13 protein-coding genes and 2 pseudogenes are annotated in these 14882 nt (G+C 67.8%); 11 read left to right on the forward strand and 4 right to left on the reverse strand.

Annotated features, from left to right (window positions below; genetic code table 11):
• The first annotated feature begins 60 nt into the window (after nt 1-60).
• The 6 genes and pseudogenes from CWC38_RS07750 to CWC38_RS07770 all read left to right on the forward strand — a co-directional run bounded on the left by CWC38_RS07750 (nt 61) and on the right by CWC38_RS07770 (nt 4710).
• Nucleotides 61-498 (forward strand): hypothetical protein, encoded by a 438-nt coding sequence (locus tag CWC38_RS07750; protein WP_121846217.1) that lies wholly within the window; start codon nt 61-63, stop codon nt 496-498.
• Nucleotides 495-689, forward strand: a complete 195-nt coding sequence (locus CWC38_RS07755) for a helix-turn-helix transcriptional regulator (protein ID WP_121846218.1) — start codon at nt 495-497, stop codon at nt 687-689. The genes CWC38_RS07750 and CWC38_RS07755 overlap by 4 nt, the downstream gene beginning before the upstream one ends.
• A gap of 50 nt (nt 690-739) precedes the next feature.
• Entirely contained in the window at nt 740-1852 is a 1113-nt protein-coding gene (locus tag CWC38_RS07760) for a helix-turn-helix domain-containing protein (protein WP_121846219.1), read from the forward strand.
• Nucleotides 1853-2087: 235 nt separating this feature from the next.
• On the forward strand, nt 2088-2423 hold the full coding sequence (locus CWC38_RS12240; protein ID WP_206059874.1) for a PIN domain-containing protein: 336 nt from the start codon (nt 2088-2090) through the stop codon (nt 2421-2423).
• A gap of 99 nt (nt 2424-2522) precedes the next feature.
• Complete coding sequence (locus CWC38_RS12045) at nt 2523-3491, forward strand: GIY-YIG nuclease family protein (protein ID WP_124106152.1); 969 nt, start codon at nt 2523-2525, stop codon at nt 3489-3491.
• A 208-nt stretch (nt 3492-3699) separates the two neighbouring features.
• Nucleotides 3700-4710 (forward strand): annotated as a pseudogene (locus CWC38_RS07770) (IS481 family transposase).
• Nucleotides 4711-4743: 33 nt separating this feature from the next.
• Here CWC38_RS07770 and CWC38_RS07775 read toward each other — a convergent pair.
• A pseudogene (locus tag CWC38_RS07775) lies at nt 4744-5541 on the reverse strand (restriction endonuclease); the annotation flags it as partial.
• Between the two features lie 136 nt (nt 5542-5677).
• Between CWC38_RS07775 and CWC38_RS07780 the strand changes: the two are divergent.
• The 3 genes from CWC38_RS07780 to ykgO all read left to right on the forward strand — a co-directional run bounded on the left by CWC38_RS07780 (nt 5678) and on the right by ykgO (nt 7322).
• Nucleotides 5678-6295 (forward strand): DUF4396 domain-containing protein, encoded by a 618-nt coding sequence (locus CWC38_RS07780; RefSeq protein WP_240625154.1) that lies wholly within the window; start codon nt 5678-5680, stop codon nt 6293-6295.
• A 104-nt stretch (nt 6296-6399) separates the two neighbouring features.
• Nucleotides 6400-7038, forward strand: coding sequence for a YdhK family protein (locus tag CWC38_RS07785; protein ID WP_121846220.1), 639 nt, complete (start codon nt 6400-6402; stop codon nt 7036-7038).
• Nucleotides 7039-7199: 161 nt separating this feature from the next.
• On the forward strand, nt 7200-7322 hold the full coding sequence (gene ykgO, locus CWC38_RS07790) for a type B 50S ribosomal protein L36 (protein ID WP_039100650.1): 123 nt from the start codon (nt 7200-7202) through the stop codon (nt 7320-7322).
• Between the two features lie 138 nt (nt 7323-7460).
• On the opposite strand, the gene CWC38_RS07795 is transcribed toward ykgO, so the two are convergent.
• The 3 genes from CWC38_RS07795 to CWC38_RS07805 all read right to left on the reverse strand — a co-directional run bounded on the left by CWC38_RS07795 (nt 7461) and on the right by CWC38_RS07805 (nt 11990).
• On the reverse strand, nt 7461-8090 hold the full coding sequence (locus CWC38_RS07795) for a TetR/AcrR family transcriptional regulator (RefSeq protein ID WP_121846221.1): 630 nt from the start codon (nt 8088-8090) through the stop codon (nt 7461-7463).
• Between the two features lie 67 nt (nt 8091-8157).
• A complete protein-coding gene (locus tag CWC38_RS07800) occupies nt 8158-10674 on the reverse strand; it encodes a beta-glucosidase family protein (RefSeq protein WP_121846222.1) in 2517 nt (838 codons plus the stop codon).
• Between the two features lie 2 nt (nt 10675-10676).
• Complete coding sequence (locus tag CWC38_RS07805) at nt 10677-11990, reverse strand: MFS transporter (protein ID WP_165860371.1); 1314 nt, start codon at nt 11988-11990, stop codon at nt 10677-10679.
• A gap of 222 nt (nt 11991-12212) precedes the next feature.
• Here CWC38_RS07805 and CWC38_RS07810 point away from each other — a divergent pair, with 222 nt between their 5' ends.
• Both CWC38_RS07810 and CWC38_RS07815 read left to right on the forward strand, forming a co-directional pair.
• Entirely contained in the window at nt 12213-13232 is a 1020-nt protein-coding gene (locus tag CWC38_RS07810) for an NADP-dependent oxidoreductase (protein ID WP_121846224.1), read from the forward strand.
• A 136-nt stretch (nt 13233-13368) separates the two neighbouring features.
• Nucleotides 13369-14882, forward strand: a 1514-nt coding sequence (locus tag CWC38_RS07815; RefSeq protein WP_240625155.1) for an anthranilate synthase component I family protein, incomplete at its 3' end; no start/stop codon positions are given.

A 14882-nucleotide genomic window follows, 5' to 3' on the forward strand; every position in this document is an offset into this window, starting at 1 on the left:
CGTGTAAAGCGTGCTTGACTGCAGTCAAGCACGCTTTACACCATTCAGCAGGAGGACGACATGACCCCCAGGACCCAGACCACAGGCAGGGCGCCCGCCGGTGCCTACGCGCTCATGCTCGCCATGGCGCTCGTCGGCGCAGCTGCCGTCGGAGGGGTTGCCTCCCTCGCCCGTCCGGAGAATCCCTGGCTGGCCTTCGCCGTCTTTGCGGGGTGCACTCTGGCGCCCATGGCGATGCTCGGATGGTTCGTGTTCGTCTCCAGGTACACGGTGCAGGAGGAACCACATGCAGAGGACGGTGTGGAGCACCGCTGGTACGAGCAGGCGACCTCCGGCGCCTTCCACGACATCATCACGCTGGGCGGCATCGCCCTGCTGGTCCTGTCCGTCTCCCAGCTGGAGGTCTCCGGATCCACCGTGCTGCTGTGGGTGCTGATCCTGGCGGTCGCAGACGTGGCGGTGCGGGACCAGGTGCTCAAGCGCCGTGCAGTCCAGTGAAGAACCACATTGCGGAAGAGCGGGCCAAAAGGCAGTGGTCCCAGGCGTCGCTCGCGGAACGGCTGGGGGTGTCCCGGCAGACGGTGATCTCCATCGAACGCGGACGCTTCGACCCGAGCCTGCCGCTGGCGTTCCGGCTGGCGGGAGTCTTTGGGTGTCGGATTGAGGAGCTGTTCGTGCCTGGGGAGTAGCGGTAGCGCTCACTAGCTCGGAGCTGAGCGTGTGTTCTAAAATCGCACACATGACCATGACGACGGAGTATCTGGGTCAACGTATCGCCGAGGCCCGCACTCGAGCCTCCCTGACTCAGTCCCAGCTCGCGCAAGGGGTGGGCCTCGATCGTTCGGTCCTTGCCAAGATCGAATCCGGCGCCCGCCGAGTTAGTGCGCTGGAGTTGAATCGCATCGCTCAGACCGTGGGGGTTCGGATTGAGTCTCTTCTACGGGAGCAGGTGCCCGCGGTAGTAAGTCACCGGAACCTCGCGGATCCTGGTGCGGCCTCCCCAATGATTGATGCGGAAGTCAGTCAACGGGTGGAGGCCGTGGAGCTACTCACGCGCTTGGATACGTCCTTCACGCTCCCCTCGATGCCCGTACATGCGATGCCGACCGCTCCGGAGGAAGCCGAAGCCCTGGCCGGGGAGGCGCGCACGGCACTCGGCGTCCCTGCGGGAGGACCGCTCAAGGGTTTGGGGGAGCGTGTCTCGTGCGTCGGATTGATGCCGTTCGTGGTGGATCTGGGTTCGGAATCCGCCGATGCTGCCACGGTCCTTCTTGCGTCCGGGGCGGTCACGGTGATTAACGGCCATTTGGCGCCGGGACGCCGTCGTCTGGCACTTGCCCACGAGGTGGGGCATGCCCTGGTGGCCGATGACTACACCGTTGACTGGAAGGTGCAGGAGGCCGCTTCTGATCGGCGCGAAGCGCTCTTCGACTTCTTCGCCCGGGCCCTGCTCATGCCCGGGAAGCAACTGCGCAAGGACTGGACGACCGGTCTTCGTGACCACGAGACCCGCCCTCTCGCGGTGCGGCTTGCCAGTGAGTATCGGGTGGACTTCTCCACGCTGTCTCGCCGTCTGATGGAGCTGGACCTCATTGATGGCGGCATGGTCTCCACCATTCGGTCGTATATCACCACGCGCTTGGATATTCAGACCATGGGGTTGGTGGTCCCTGTGGAATTGGAGATCGGGGATGTCCCCCCGACATACGCGAGGTCCGTGGAGCGCCTCTACCTCGGGGAGAAGATCAGTGCTGCCCGCGCCCTGGATCTCTTCTTCGGGGCTATCGACGAGGCTGACTTGCCTGCCCTTCCCTCCCGGACGGACGACGAAATCTGGCAGTTCGTGTCATGAGCGAGCGAGTCCCGGCTGGGACGTTGCCTGAGGAGCCTCGTCTCCCGGCTTTGGTGATGGACACGGGTCCGCTGAGCCACTTTGCCAAGGCGGGTTGGTTGGCTGTTCTGCCCTTCGTAGCGAATGGTGCAAAGATTGTCATCACGGACGTCGTGGAAGAAGAATTACGAGCCGGGTCGCGTGGGCGCCCACACCTGCAAGTGGTGCTGGCAGCGGACTGGATAATTACCCGTCAGTGGAGTCGGAGGATGAGCTAGAGCACTACGCATTTTTCGCGGAGCGTTTGGTGGGCCAGAGCGGTCGTAATGCCGGCGAAGCGTCGGTGCTGGCCTACGCGCGAGCTCACTCCTGCGCCGTCATCATTGATGACGGCGCTGGCCGCAGAGCTGGCCTTGATGCCGGAGTAGAGGTGAGAGGAACGCTGGGTCTGCTGACCGATGCCATCCGCGGCGGACGACTGACTCTGGAGATGGTGTCCCATGTGGCGGATGATCTCTTGGCTACCGAGTACCGCCTGCCCTTCCGAGCCGGTGGGTTTGCCGAGTGGACACGCGCTAACGGGCTGGGGTGAACGACCCCTTCCGGGTATGACCTTTTCGGGTTCCCTCTGCCCTGGGCCATCACACTGCGAGGTTTGCGAGCCACAGGCCCGTTCAGATAAAATTGCTTTATGAATTCCGCAGTGCTGCAGTTCAAAGAATGGGATGCTCCTGCGGGAGTCAGTTCCTCGGTGTTGTTCGACGCGGGGCTCATGTCCGGGATATATATTCTCGGGTTCGCCAATGGCGAGGAATATGTGGGCAAGACGGTGAATTTCCCTCGGCGGTTTACGGATCACCGTAGGCGCTGGCCCGACATCGTCTTTGTAAGGTTTGCCCCCGTGCTCCCAGAAAACCTGGACCGAATGGAACGAGCGGTAGTGTCTGAACGGGAAGCGGCCGGGGTAATTCTCCGCAACCTTCTCCTTCTGGCACAGCCTTTGGGGCCCTCGCGACTTGATGTGCTCATCGACAAGCAAGCACAAGCGGAGTGGTTGACCGCGGGTGCGGATTATCAGGGGTTGGCGGTGGATCCCCACCGGACCCGAGTGGCTCGCCGCAGGATGCGTTCCCGGCAAAATCTGGATCGGCTCATGCGCCATCCAAAGGCCCACCAAGTCATCTCGGCGGTGGCTGCCTACGTGGGCAAAGTGATCCCCTCCCCGGACCTGGGGGAGGGGGGTCTGTGGACGCTCACGGCTGTGCCTGGTACCTCCCGGGGACCGACAAATCGTCGTCTGGCCACGCTGAGCATCCAGAACGTGGAGGTCATGTTTCTAGGGGAGCATAAGGACGAAGCAGGTGAATGGCGCCCGTATTCAGTCCTCAATATCAGCGATCGGGGTGAGTTGCCGGATGACGTCTCTGGCCACTTTGAGGCGCACAACGGTTATCGGTCTGCGGGGACGGTGAGGGCTGCTTGGTTGGAGGGTCTTCACGCGATTCCGGAGCTGCTTGATATCCCCGAAGTTCTCCTTGCTGCGCGCTCTCTGGCATTGGGGCAGTTGAGGAAGGGACGCGGTGCGTTCTCTGGGTATCACAATGATGCTTTTGCGGATGCAGTCTTCGTCGAGATAGGGGCCAGTGTGGACCCGCAGTAGGTTTTATGCGAAGAAATCCTCGTCCACGGTCAAGATGTCGAAAGTCTGTCTCACCTGCACGCCCACGCGGTACTTGAGCATTAAGGTCACTAGGTGTTGGGGCATGAGGTTCTTGGTGTCAGTGGTGGGGTGATGTGAGGCGAGCGGGCTCTACCCCGCAGGATGGAAGTTCCTCAACAAGCCATCGGCGAGAAAGCAGAGCCCGCTCATGACCCACGCTAATGCACCCCTGACCCCGACCGGTCGTTTGCGCATGGTCCACCGTCATCTCCACGACGGTGTGCCCCAGGCTCACGTGGCCGCGGAGTTCCGGGTCTCCCGTCCCACCGTGGCCACCTGGGTTACCCGCTACCGCGCTGAAGGCGAAGCGGGTCTGGGTGACCGCACCAGCCGGCCAGGATCCTGTCCATCCCAGATCAGCTCTGATCTCATTGCCGAGATCGAATCCCTGCGGCGGCAGAAGAAGTGGTCAGCCCGGCGTATCCACCACCACCTGCAGGGACTGGGGTACCAGCTGCATCTGCGCACCGTGGGCCGGTGGTCGCACCGACTCGGTATCTCCCGGCTGCGTGATCTCACCCCGAACGGGGAGAACCTACGACGCCCACCCCAACGCATCCGAGCCGGATGGGCAGGGCACATGATCCACCTGGACGTGAAGAAACTCGGGAAGATCCCTGACGGTGGTGATTGGTGGGCCCACGGGAGAGGCTCCCGCTAAGCCCTGGCTTCCAAACGCGCACACAAGCAGCGCGTCGGCTACACCTACCTCCACTCAGCCGTGGACGGGTTCTCCCGCCTGGCCTACACCGAGGCCCTCGACGATGAGAAAGCAGCCACCACCATCGGGCTCTTCGCCCGGGCGAGGGTGTTCTTCGCCGCCCACGGGATCACCCGGATCCACCGGGTAGTCACCGATAACGGTGCCAACTACACCGCCCGGGACTTCACCCGCACCGTGGAAGCACTGGCTGGCAGGCACCAGCGGATCCGCCCCTACACCCCGCGACACAACGGCAAGGTCGAACGCTACAACCGGTTACTGGCCGATGAGGTGCTCTACGCCCGCCCGTATCCCAGCGAGCAAGCCCGCCGGGAGGCGATCGGGGTGTGGGTGAACCACTTCAACTACCATCGGCCTCACACCGCCTGCGGCGACCAGCCCCCGGCCACACGCACCCCAACCCGCATCAACAACGTCACGCCCTCCTACAACTAGGCGTTCGCCGTCGATGAGGATGGGTCGGGAAGGGACTACTGCGGCGTACTCTTTTGCGCCCGCAGTAAATGTGCTTGTGGTGATAAAAATACCTTTTGATGCACCCTTGCCATGCAGTGCTCCCACGAAGGCTTGAATGGCCTCCCGGCCCACGGTGTCCTTCTCTGCGTAGCGTTTGGCCTGTATGTAGATCTGATCGAGGCCCAGGGGGTCCTGGTCAATCACTCCGTCTACGCCGCCGTCTCCTGGCCTGCCGATGCGGCGCCCTCGTTTGTCCACTCCGCCGTACCCCATTTTCAGCAGGACCTGAACCACTGCCTCCTCGAAGAAGTCGGGATGTGAACTCCGCAGTCGATGCAGAAGCTCTTCACTGGTTTTGGCGGACAGTTGGTCAAGCTCCTGATCGATCTTTTCCAGGGGGTCGATTTCCGCAACCTCATCCACCTCGACTGGATTCGATGGGTTGCTCACTTCCTTTTCCCAAAAAGATTTGAAATAGGTATTAGCTGAGCTGTAGGTCATGCCTTCTGGGTGCTGTAAGTGAAACTCTCTGCCCGCATCATTGAGGCGGTAGTGGCCTCGGGAAGGTTTGTCCACTAGGTTGGCTCGGGCCAAATGGGTGAGAACCCAGCTCATTCGATGCTCGTAATTGAGTTCGCCGCTGTTGAGCCGCTCTTGAAGGGCTGCTTCGCTCAGCTGCGCGATCCTGGTTGCGCGTTCGAAGATTTCCTTACGATGGAGGGTCTCTTCGGACTCCAGGACCGTCATGACTGGGCCCATGAGTTCTGGCCACGTGGGGACTTCGCTGGGTCGGGCATTGGGCGAGGTCATGCAGCACCGCTCTCAGCCCTTGGGTGTTCATCTCGTCGGCCAGGGCTCTCAGTGTAGGGCGCTCGCTCTATCCAGTGGTTCTCATGTGCACGGCGGCGGAGATCCATATACCCCCCAGGGGTATATGGTTGACGATATGGATCCGCATGCCGATATTCATCCCACCGATCACGCAAACCCCCACGCGGGTCACGACATGCACGACCACGCCACCCCCGGCCACTCCACCCACGACATGTCCCCCATGGCCGCCAGCGCCACCCTGCACTGCCTCACCGGCTGCTCCATCGGTGAGATCGCCGGGCTGATCCTCTCCACCGTATTCGGCTGGGACAACGTGGTGGGCACCGCCGTGGCCATCGCCCTGTCCTTCGTGTTCGGCTATACCCTGTCCTCCCTGCCCCTGCTGCGCGCCGGCATCAGCGTTGGCCAGGCCCTGCGCCTCGTGCTCGCCGCGGACACCGTCTCCATCCTCACCATGGAGGTCGTGGACAACCTCGTCATGTGGCTGGTCCCCGGCGCCATGAACGCCGGTCTGCTGAACGCCCTGTTCTGGGGCTCCATGGCCCTCTCCCTGGTCATCGCCTACTTCGCCGCGTATCCCGTGAACAAGGCCCTGCTGCGCCGCGGCAAGGGCCACGCCATCACCCACCACGCCTCCGGTGGCGGCCCCATGGACAACCGCCCCCTGGCCTACGGCATCAGCGCGTTCATGCTGGGCGGCTTCGTCGCCTCTTTCGGCACCCTGCTGTAGGGAACCACCGCAACGGTGTCGTGTCCTCACCACAGATTCCGAGCAGAAACCCGCCCGTACCGGGGTCCAGAACCCCGGAAGGGCCCATAGAAAGGATCATTCCCATGCGTCGACTTCCCCTCACCCTCGCAGGCCTCGCCATCCTGGTGACCGCCACCGCCTGCTCTGCCGGTTCCGATTCCGCGGACCACTCCGTGCACGAGGGCCACGAGACCGGCGCAAGCTCCAGTGCGACGAGCCAGGCGGCGTCGTCGCCCGCGAGCGGGTCACTCAGTGCGAGCCAGGGCGGGCACGAGCACGGCCAGGAGCACATGCACGCCATGGACGGCGGCCCCGCCTTGGAGGGCATCGCGACCGCTGAGAACCCCACCTACCCGAAGGGCACCGAGGTCACGCTGACCACCGACCACATGGAGGGCATGAAGGACGCCCCGGCCACCGTGGTGAGCGCGTACAAGACCGTGGCCTACGCCGTGACCTACACCCCCACGGACGGCGGCCCCGAGGTCACCGACCACAAGTGGGTGGTCCAGGAAGAGCTCAAGGGCGCCGGTTTCGAGCGCCTCTCGGACGGCACTGCCGTGACGATCGAGGCGGACCACATGCCCGGTATGAAGGGTGCCAAGGGCGCCATCGCCTCCTCCACCACCCAGACGGTCTACATGGTGGACTACGAGGCCGACGGCATGATCATGAATAACCACAAGTGGGTTGTCGAGGACGAGATGGCGCCGCGCCGCTGACGCCCCCATCGCGGCCGACGACGCCGCCCGGTCACCTCTCCCCGTCCCGCACCCGGGTGCGGGACGCGCGGGAGCCCGCGTGCGGCGTCGTCGCCAAGCGCGAGCTGCGACTGGTATTCTGAGAACCGTTCGCAAGTAACTCCCCATGCCCAGGAGGCCCCGTGAAGGTCCGCAACTCCCTCCGTTCCCTCAAGAAGATCCCCGGCTCCCAGGTGGTCCGCCGCCGCGGGAAGACCTACGTGATCAACAAGAAGAACCCGCGCATGAAGGCCCGCCAGGGCTGAGGCCCGCGCCGCCGCGCATCACGCGACGGCATCACAGCCCGCGACCGCGGGGCCCGTTACCCCCGGGCCCCGCGGTCGCCGCGCTTTCGGTGACCCGGCGACGTCGTTGTGCCGGTCACCGGCCCATCACAAAGTCCCTCACCGTCGCCAGCGCGCCTCGAACGCCTCCACCAGGCACGCCAGCTCGTCCGCCATGCCGGGCGCGGTGCCGGTGAGCCACTGGGTCTGCAGCCCGTCCATGGCGGCCACGATCAGCCGGCACATCGCGTCCACGGGCGCGTCCGGTGCCAGCTGACCCGCCTCGGCCGCCTGCTGGAAAGCGTCGCGCAGGCGTCGCACGGTCGCCTCGTGGTGCCGGCGCAGCCACGCATTCGCGGGGTGCTCCGGGTCCACGGCCTCTCCGGAGACCGTGGTGAACAGCCGCACCATTCCGGGGTGCTCCTCGTTGTTGCGCACCAGCTGCACCATGGCGTGCACGTAGTCCCACCCGGCGGGCCGTGTGCCGGCGTCCGCGAACGCCCGGGCGGTGTCGAGCTCGTCCCGGCGGTCCATCACGGCACCCAGGAGGTCGTCCTTCGTGGGGAAGTGGTGCACCAGCCCGGTGTGGCTGATCCCCGCGGCCTTCGCCACCCGGCTCATGGACGTGCCGCGGTACCCGTCCACGGAGAACAGCTCGGCGGCAACCCTCAGGATGTCCTCGCGGCGCGCGGCGGTGTCCGCGCCGCGGGGGCGACCGCTTCGGCGACTCGTGGTGGTTCCTGTGGGCATGGTCTCTCCTTGCTGGACGGAACGCGGCGGGCACTCGCGCGAGCGAGCACCCGCCGCCTCCCCGGGCTCAGGTCAACGGTAGCCGCGCCCGCACGTCCCCCAGACCGCGCGCCACCACGAGCGTCCCGCCCGGTTCCAGCGCACGCCACTCGTCTGCCTGCTCGTCCCAGCGGCGGAACAGGCGCGGATCGCACGCGACCTCCACGCGCGCCGTCGCCCCGGCCGGGACCTGCGCGCCCTGGAAGCCGACGAGCCGGATCGGCTGGTCGGTGTCCGTGGGCTGGAAGTACACCTGCACGGTCTCGCGCGACTCGCGCCCGCCGGTGCTGGTCACGTCCACGACCACGCTCAGCGTGCCGGCGTCTCGGGACCCGGAGACGGCCGCGTCCCCGTACTCCCAGCTGCCGTACCCCAGGCCGTGCCCGAACCAGAACAGCGGTTCCGCGGCCCGGCCCGGGTGGTAGCCGCGGTAGCCCACGAACACGTCGTCCGCGTAGTCGAGCCCCAGGTCCTCGCCGGGGGTCACGTCCCACGCGGGCGCCTGGCCGTCCGCGGCCGGGTAGGTGGTCACGAGCCGCCCGGTAGGCTCGAGCTCACCGGTCAGCGCGGCGGCCACCGCGTGACCACCTTCCTGACCGGGCAGGCCCACGACCATCACCGCGTCCACATCCGCGAGCCACGGCATGAGCACGGGGGTGGCGGCGTTGACGACCACCACGGTGCGCTCGGCGGCGGCCGCCACGCGGCGCACCAGCTCGTCCTGCTCGCCGGGCAGTGCGAGCGTCGTCTTGTCCGCGGCCTCGGTCTCCTGCTCCTCGGACAGCCCCACGACGACGACGGCGGTCCCCGCCTCCCGCGCGGCCCTCGCCGCGTCCTCGATCACCTCTTCATCCGGCCGCGGCGCCGGAGCGGCCACGATCGCGGTGAGCCCCATGGCGGACATGTCCAGCAGGTGGCTCTCCTCGGCGAGACCCAGGGCGGGATCACCCAGCAGCTTCTCCCGCCAGTCGATGGGATCCAGCTCGAGCGTGGCGGTGAGCTCCGCGTGCGACGGCAGCTCGAGCACCTCGGAGAAGGCCGGCGGGCGCAGCATGGTCTCGCCCGGATCGGTGCCCTCGAAGGTGAGGTCTGCGGAGATCTCGTGCCCGGCGCCCTCCGCCCGCCAGCGGCCGCCGCCCACGGCACCCACGGTGACCGGACCGGCGTCGTTGCCCAGCACCGCGCGCAGCACGGCGGTGGTGGGCGTTCCGTCCAGCTCGTCGTCCCACCCGATCGAGATCGCGGGGGAGTCGCTGTGGTAGCGGGTGAGCTCCCGACCGTCCGCGGCGAACAGGGCCACCTCCATGCCCGGGGTGCCACTGGCCGGGTCGCTCGTGAAAGCGGGGGACGCCGGCACCGCCCGCGTGCGGATGCCGGGCCCGTCCAGCACGGTGACGCGCTCGCCGAGCACCTCACGCATGCCCTCCGCGATGCTCACCTGGTACGGCGGGTTCACCTGCGCGGAGCCGCCGCCCATGTTCACGGTCTGGGTGGCGTGCCGCCCGATCAGGGCCACCGGCCCGTCACCGAGCGGCAGAGCGCCGTCGTTCTTCACCACGGTCATCCCGCGCACCGCGATCTCGCGCAGCTGCCGCTTGCGGACGTCGGAGTCCGGCGCCGGCATCTGCGCGGCGCGGTCCTCCGTGCCCGACGCCGCCCCGAGGGCCCCGGTTCGCTGGGCCAGCAGCAGCAACCGGGCCAGGTGGTCGTCCACCGTGTCCTCCGAGACCTCACAGCTGCGCACGGCCGCGACCAGGCGCTCGCCCCACGGCCCGTCGGGACCCGGCATCACGAGGTCCAGACCGCCGTTTGCGGAGGCCACGGTGCGCTTGGTGGCGAACCAGTCGCTCATGACGAGCCCGTCCCAGCCCCACTCGCCCTTCACGATCCGGTTCTGGACCTGGTCGTGCTCGCTGGCAGCCACCCCGTTGACGTCGTTGTACGCGCACATCATGGACCACACGTGCGAGTCCTGCGCGGCCATCTCGAACGGCAGCAGGTAGACCTCGCGCAGCGCCTCCTGGGAGACCCGAGAGTCCATGAAGTTGCGCAGCGTCTCGGACTCGTTGGCCACGAGGTGCTTCAGGCACGCGGACACACCCTGCTCCTGCATGCCCCGCACGTACGACGACGCCGCGCGGCCGGTCAGGTAGGGATCCTCCGAGTACGCCTCGAACAGGCGCCCGCCCAGCGGCGTGCGGTGCAGGTTGATGGTGGGCCCGAGCACCACGTTGATGTGCTGGCGCTGCGCCTCCTCGGCGAGCATCGTGCCCACCTGCTCGGCGACGTCGTCGTCCCACGCCCCGGAGATCAGGGTCGCGTTGGGGAACAGGGCCACGGGGTCCCCGCCCACGAACTTCAGTCCGCGCACCCCGGTGGGGCCGTCCGAGAACGCGAGGGGCGCCAGGCCGATGGTTTCGTTGCCGGGCAGCGTGAACGCCGTCTCCCCGGTAAGCAGGTGCACCTTCTCCTCGAGGGAGAGCTGTGCGATCAGCTCCGCGAACCGCGGGACCGGCGATGATGCTGCGTGGATGGTGTCCGTCATGACTACTTCACTTTCCTGATCGGGAGAACGGCGATGGCTCCGACGAGCGCCGCGGTGGCCGCGGCACCCAGGAGCAGGGCGTAGTTGGGCTCGGAGGCGGTGACGCTCGTGGCGAGCAGCGCCGCACCCAGGAAGGGTGCGAGGGACTGGGGCATGGCATTGGCCATGTTGAACACGCCCAGGTCCTTGGCGTTGTCCTCCGGATTGGGCAGCACCTGCAGCACGAGCGCCATGTCCACGCTCATGTAGATGCCGTACGCGATGCCCAGCAGGGCCTCGACCATGTAGAACTGGCCGATCGAGCCCACGTGCAGCAGCAGGTAGGTCCCCACCGCGAACAGCGCGGTGGCCAGCGCCACGGGCAGCTTGCGCCGCCCGGTGCGGTCGGAGAACCACCCCGCCAGGTAGCTGGCCGGGACGAGCGCGACCGTGTAGGTGAGCACGCCCAGGAAGACGACGCCGGCGCCGTCGGCCGCGGTGATGTGCAGGCGGTCCGTGACGAACGGCAGGCGGAAGGACGTGAACATGAAGCTCGAGAGCATGATCAGGAACCGGGACCACCACGCGAATCCGAAGTCGCGGTGGCGCAGCGGGTTGACCCAGAACGAGCCGAGCAGCTCCTTGAGGCTCAGCCGGGGCGGGCGGAGCGTGAGGACCGGATCCGGCAGGACCAGGGCGTAGAGGCACAGTCCCACGACGCCCACGACCGCCGGGACGGCGAAGAGCAGCAGCATGTTCGAGGCGAACAGGGACGCGAACCACGTGGCCACCAGGACGCCCACACTCTGCATCACGCCCACGGTCGCGGAGACCTTCGCGTACTGCTGCTCGGGCAGCTGGTCCGCGAGCGTGGCGATGTACGGGCTGAACGCGGCGTTCGCGCCGAGCTGCGCCACGAACCACCCCACGGCCAGCATGGGTGTGCTCGTGGCCTGGCTGATCCCGATGAGCGCGAGGCCCATCACGAGCGACCCGCCGATCAGCCACGGGCGACGCCGCCCGAACCGGGAGGTCGTGCGGTCCGAGAGCCGCCCGAACAGGGCGTTGCCGATCACCGCGGCAATGGCTCCCACGCCCAGCACTGCCCCGACCATGCTCGTGCGCTGGGTGGGATCGTCCGTGAGGGTGGAGACCTTCAGGGCCATGGACACCATGACCGGTCCCAGCAGGGCCACGTACAGGGCCAGCTGGGCGAAGGCGAGGGCTGCGATGAACAGCGGGCCCTTGGGCTCCGTGGGTCGCTGTCCGCACGCGAGCCCGGTGGGCTTGCGTGCGTCGCGGCGCGGTGCCAGGACGTTGTGGTTGCTGATGGTCATGTCGTCTCCGGTGGTCGGTGCCCCTGGACGCGGGAGGTCTCCCGGGCGAGAACTATAATAGTGAGACATTACTATTCCACGGGGTGATCCGGCTCACAAGGGGGTGCGCTGGGGAAGCAGAAGTTACTGATCGGTTGGGGTGCTTTTATTCCCCTGCCGCACCACGTCCGCTCCACGCGAATCCTTGCCGTGGCAAGCGTCTGTGCGTGCCACGATGAGGTCATGGCTACCAACGATTCCACCAGCACCCAGATCCAGCTCGTCTCCCGCCCGGAGGGGTGGCCCGAGCCGGAGAACTTCCGCACCGTGACCGAGGAGCTGCCCGAGCTCCAGGACGGCCAGGTGCGCGTGCGCAACGAGTTCATCTCCGTGGACCCGTACATGCGCGGCCGCATGCGGGACGAGAAGAGCTACATTCCGCCGTTCCAGCTGGGCGAGACCATGACCGGCGGCGCCGTGGGCCGCGTGGTCGAGTCCCGCTCCGAGAAGCTGCCCGAGGGCACCCCCGTGCTGCACCAGATGGGGTGGCGTGACCTCGCCCAGGGCTCCGCCGAGGAGTTCACCGCCGTGCAGGACCTCGACGGCGCCTCCCTCTCCCTCTACCTGGGCGTCCTGGGGCTCACCGGCATGACCGCCTACACCGGCCTCACGCGCATCGCCCAGGTCAAGGAGGGCGACCGCGTGTTCGTCTCCGGCGCCGCCGGTGCCGTGGGCTCCACCGTGGGGCAGCTGGCCAAGCTGCTGGGCGCCTCGTACGTGATCGGCTCCGCCGGCTCCGACGAAAAGGCTGAGCTGCTCACCGGCAAGTACGGTTTCGACGCCGTGCTCAACTACAAGGACGCCCCCATCCGCGAGCAGCTCACCCAGGCCGTCGGCGAGGACGGCGTGGACGTGTACTTCGACAACGTGGGCGGGGACCACCTCGAAGCCGCGCTGGACGTCCTCAACCGTCACGGCCGGGTGGCCGTGTGCGGCGCCATCAGCCAGTACAACTCCACCGAGAAGCCCTGCGGCCCGGACAACATGGGCAACCTCATCAAGAACTCGCTGAAGCTCGAGGGCTTCACCATGGGTGACCACATGGACATCGCCGACGAGTTCACCCAGAAGGTGGGCGGCTGGTTCCAGGAGGGCAGGATCGTGCACGACGAGACCGTGGTGGAGGGCATCGACCACGCCGTGGACGCGTTCCTGGACATGATGAAGGGCGCGAACAAGGGCAAGATGGTCGTCAAGATCTGAGCGACGCCCCGCCGCGTACGTGCGCGGCACCGGGACCGTCGTCGAGGAACCGCTCCGCATGCTCTGCGGGGCGGTTCCTTTCCGTACCATGGCCGCGGTCGAGCCGTTCGCCCGGCACCCACCACGAGAGGAATCCGTGCCCCGACACCTCCTGCCGCAGCGCGTGAGCCCCGTGCAGATGCTGCGCGCCCTGCGGGACCAGCCCGGCCTCGCGGCCCTCTTCGGCGACTGGGTGCACGGGGACGCGGTCATCGGCCTCCGGCCCGCGCGCGTCCTGGGCCCTGACGAGGACCCGTTCGCGGCGCTGGGCTCTGCGGACGACGCCGCCCCCGCACCCACCGCCGACGACGCCGCGCCGCCCGGCCCCGGTGGGCATCCCACCTCGGATGGGGCGGAACCTCCCGGCCCCGCCGCGGGCGGGGACTGGAGCGGCGTCGGCGCCCCGGTTCAGGCACCCACCGCGGGCGACCCCACCCGGTTCGGCGGCGGATGGATCGGCTACCTGGGCTACCAGCTCTCGCGCCGCCTGGAGGCGCTCCCGCCCGCGCCCCCGCGCTCCGGCGGGCTGCCGGAGCACCACCTGGCCCACTACGACCATGTCCTGGTGCACGACGCCGCCACGGACCGTTGGTGCTGCGAGTCCCTTCCCGGTGCGGACCCGGCCCGGGTGGCCGAGACGCTGTCCGCCGTGGAGCGTGCGCTCGCGGCCGGCCCCGCGGCGTCGTCGTCCGGGGCGTGCGCGCCGCGCCCGTACCGGTGCGAGCCGTTCCAGGCCGCCGTGACAGGCGCGGCCCACGCGCGGGCCGTGCGGCGGGCGCTGGCCCACATCCGGGACGGGGACGTCTTCCAGGCGAACGTCTGCCGCGAGCTCGCGGCGGGCTTCCGCGGGGACCCGCTGGACCTGTTCTGCGCGGGGTACGAGCGGCTGCGCCCGCGTCTCGCCGCGTTCGTGCGCGTGCCCGGGGGAGCCGTGGCGAGCCTCTCTCCGGAGCTGTACCTGCGGCGCACGGGGGACGCCGTGCTCACCTCGCCCATCAAGGGCACCGCCCCCGCGGACACCGATCCCCGCGAGCTGCACGCCTCCGCCAAGAACCGCGCGGAGAACGTGATGATCGTGGACCTCATGCGCAACGACCTCTCCCGCGCGTGCGTCCCCGGGTCCGTGCTGAGCCCCGCCGTGCCGCGCGTGGAGCCGCACACGGGCGTCCACCACCTGGTCGCGGACGTCCACGGAACGCTGCGCCCCGGGCTCGACGACGCCGCCCTGCTGCGTTCCACGTTCCCGCCCGGTTCCTGCACGGGCGCCCCCAAGATCCGGGCCACCGAGATCATCAACGAGCTGGAGACCACCGCCCGGGGCGCCTACACCGGGGCCGTGGGGTGCGTGAGCCCGGTGGCGGGGCTGGTGATGAACGTGGCCATCCGGACCTTCGAGTTCTCGGACGGGGCGGTGCGCCTGGGCGTGGGCGGCGGGATCGTCGCGGACTCGGACCCGGACGGTGAGGCGTTCGAGACCCTCGTGAAGGCCGCCCCGCTGCTGGATGCCGTGGGTGCGTGCTTCGGCCCGGAGCTCTCGCGGGAGTGGCGGGACCATGCGGGGCACCTGGACGTGGCGACCCCGGCGTGCGTTCTTGGCGGCGGGGCTGGGGG

The organism is Kocuria tytonicola (genome assembly GCF_003687455.1).
In the GTDB taxonomy this organism is placed as follows: domain Bacteria; phylum Actinomycetota; class Actinomycetes; order Actinomycetales; family Micrococcaceae; genus Kocuria; species Kocuria tytonicola.

What these genes read in the sequence shown, in the direction of transcription:
- CWC38_RS07750 (WP_121846217.1), top strand. Translation starts at nt 61, where the DNA reads ATGACCCCCAGGACCCAGACCACAGGCAGGGCGCCCGCCGGTGCCTAC.
- CWC38_RS07760 (WP_121846219.1), top strand. Translation starts at nt 740, where the DNA reads ATGACCATGACGACGGAGTATCTGGGTCAACGTATCGCCGAGGCCCGC.
- CWC38_RS12045 (WP_124106152.1), top strand. Translation starts at nt 2,523, where the DNA reads ATGAATTCCGCAGTGCTGCAGTTCAAAGAATGGGATGCTCCTGCGGGA.
- CWC38_RS07780 (WP_240625154.1), top strand. Translation starts at nt 5,678, where the DNA reads ATGGATCCGCATGCCGATATTCATCCCACCGATCACGCAAACCCCCAC.
- CWC38_RS07785 (WP_121846220.1), top strand. Translation starts at nt 6,400, where the DNA reads ATGCGTCGACTTCCCCTCACCCTCGCAGGCCTCGCCATCCTGGTGACC.
- CWC38_RS07795 (WP_121846221.1), bottom strand. Translation starts at nt 8,090, where the DNA reads ATGCCCACAGGAACCACCACGAGTCGCCGAAGCGGTCGCCCCCGCGGC.
- CWC38_RS07800 (WP_121846222.1), bottom strand. Translation starts at nt 10,674, where the DNA reads ATGACGGACACCATCCACGCAGCATCATCGCCGGTCCCGCGGTTCGCG.
- CWC38_RS07805 (WP_165860371.1), bottom strand. Translation starts at nt 11,990, where the DNA reads ATGACCATCAGCAACCACAACGTCCTGGCACCGCGCCGCGACGCACGC.
- CWC38_RS07810 (WP_121846224.1), top strand. Translation starts at nt 12,213, where the DNA reads ATGGCTACCAACGATTCCACCAGCACCCAGATCCAGCTCGTCTCCCGC.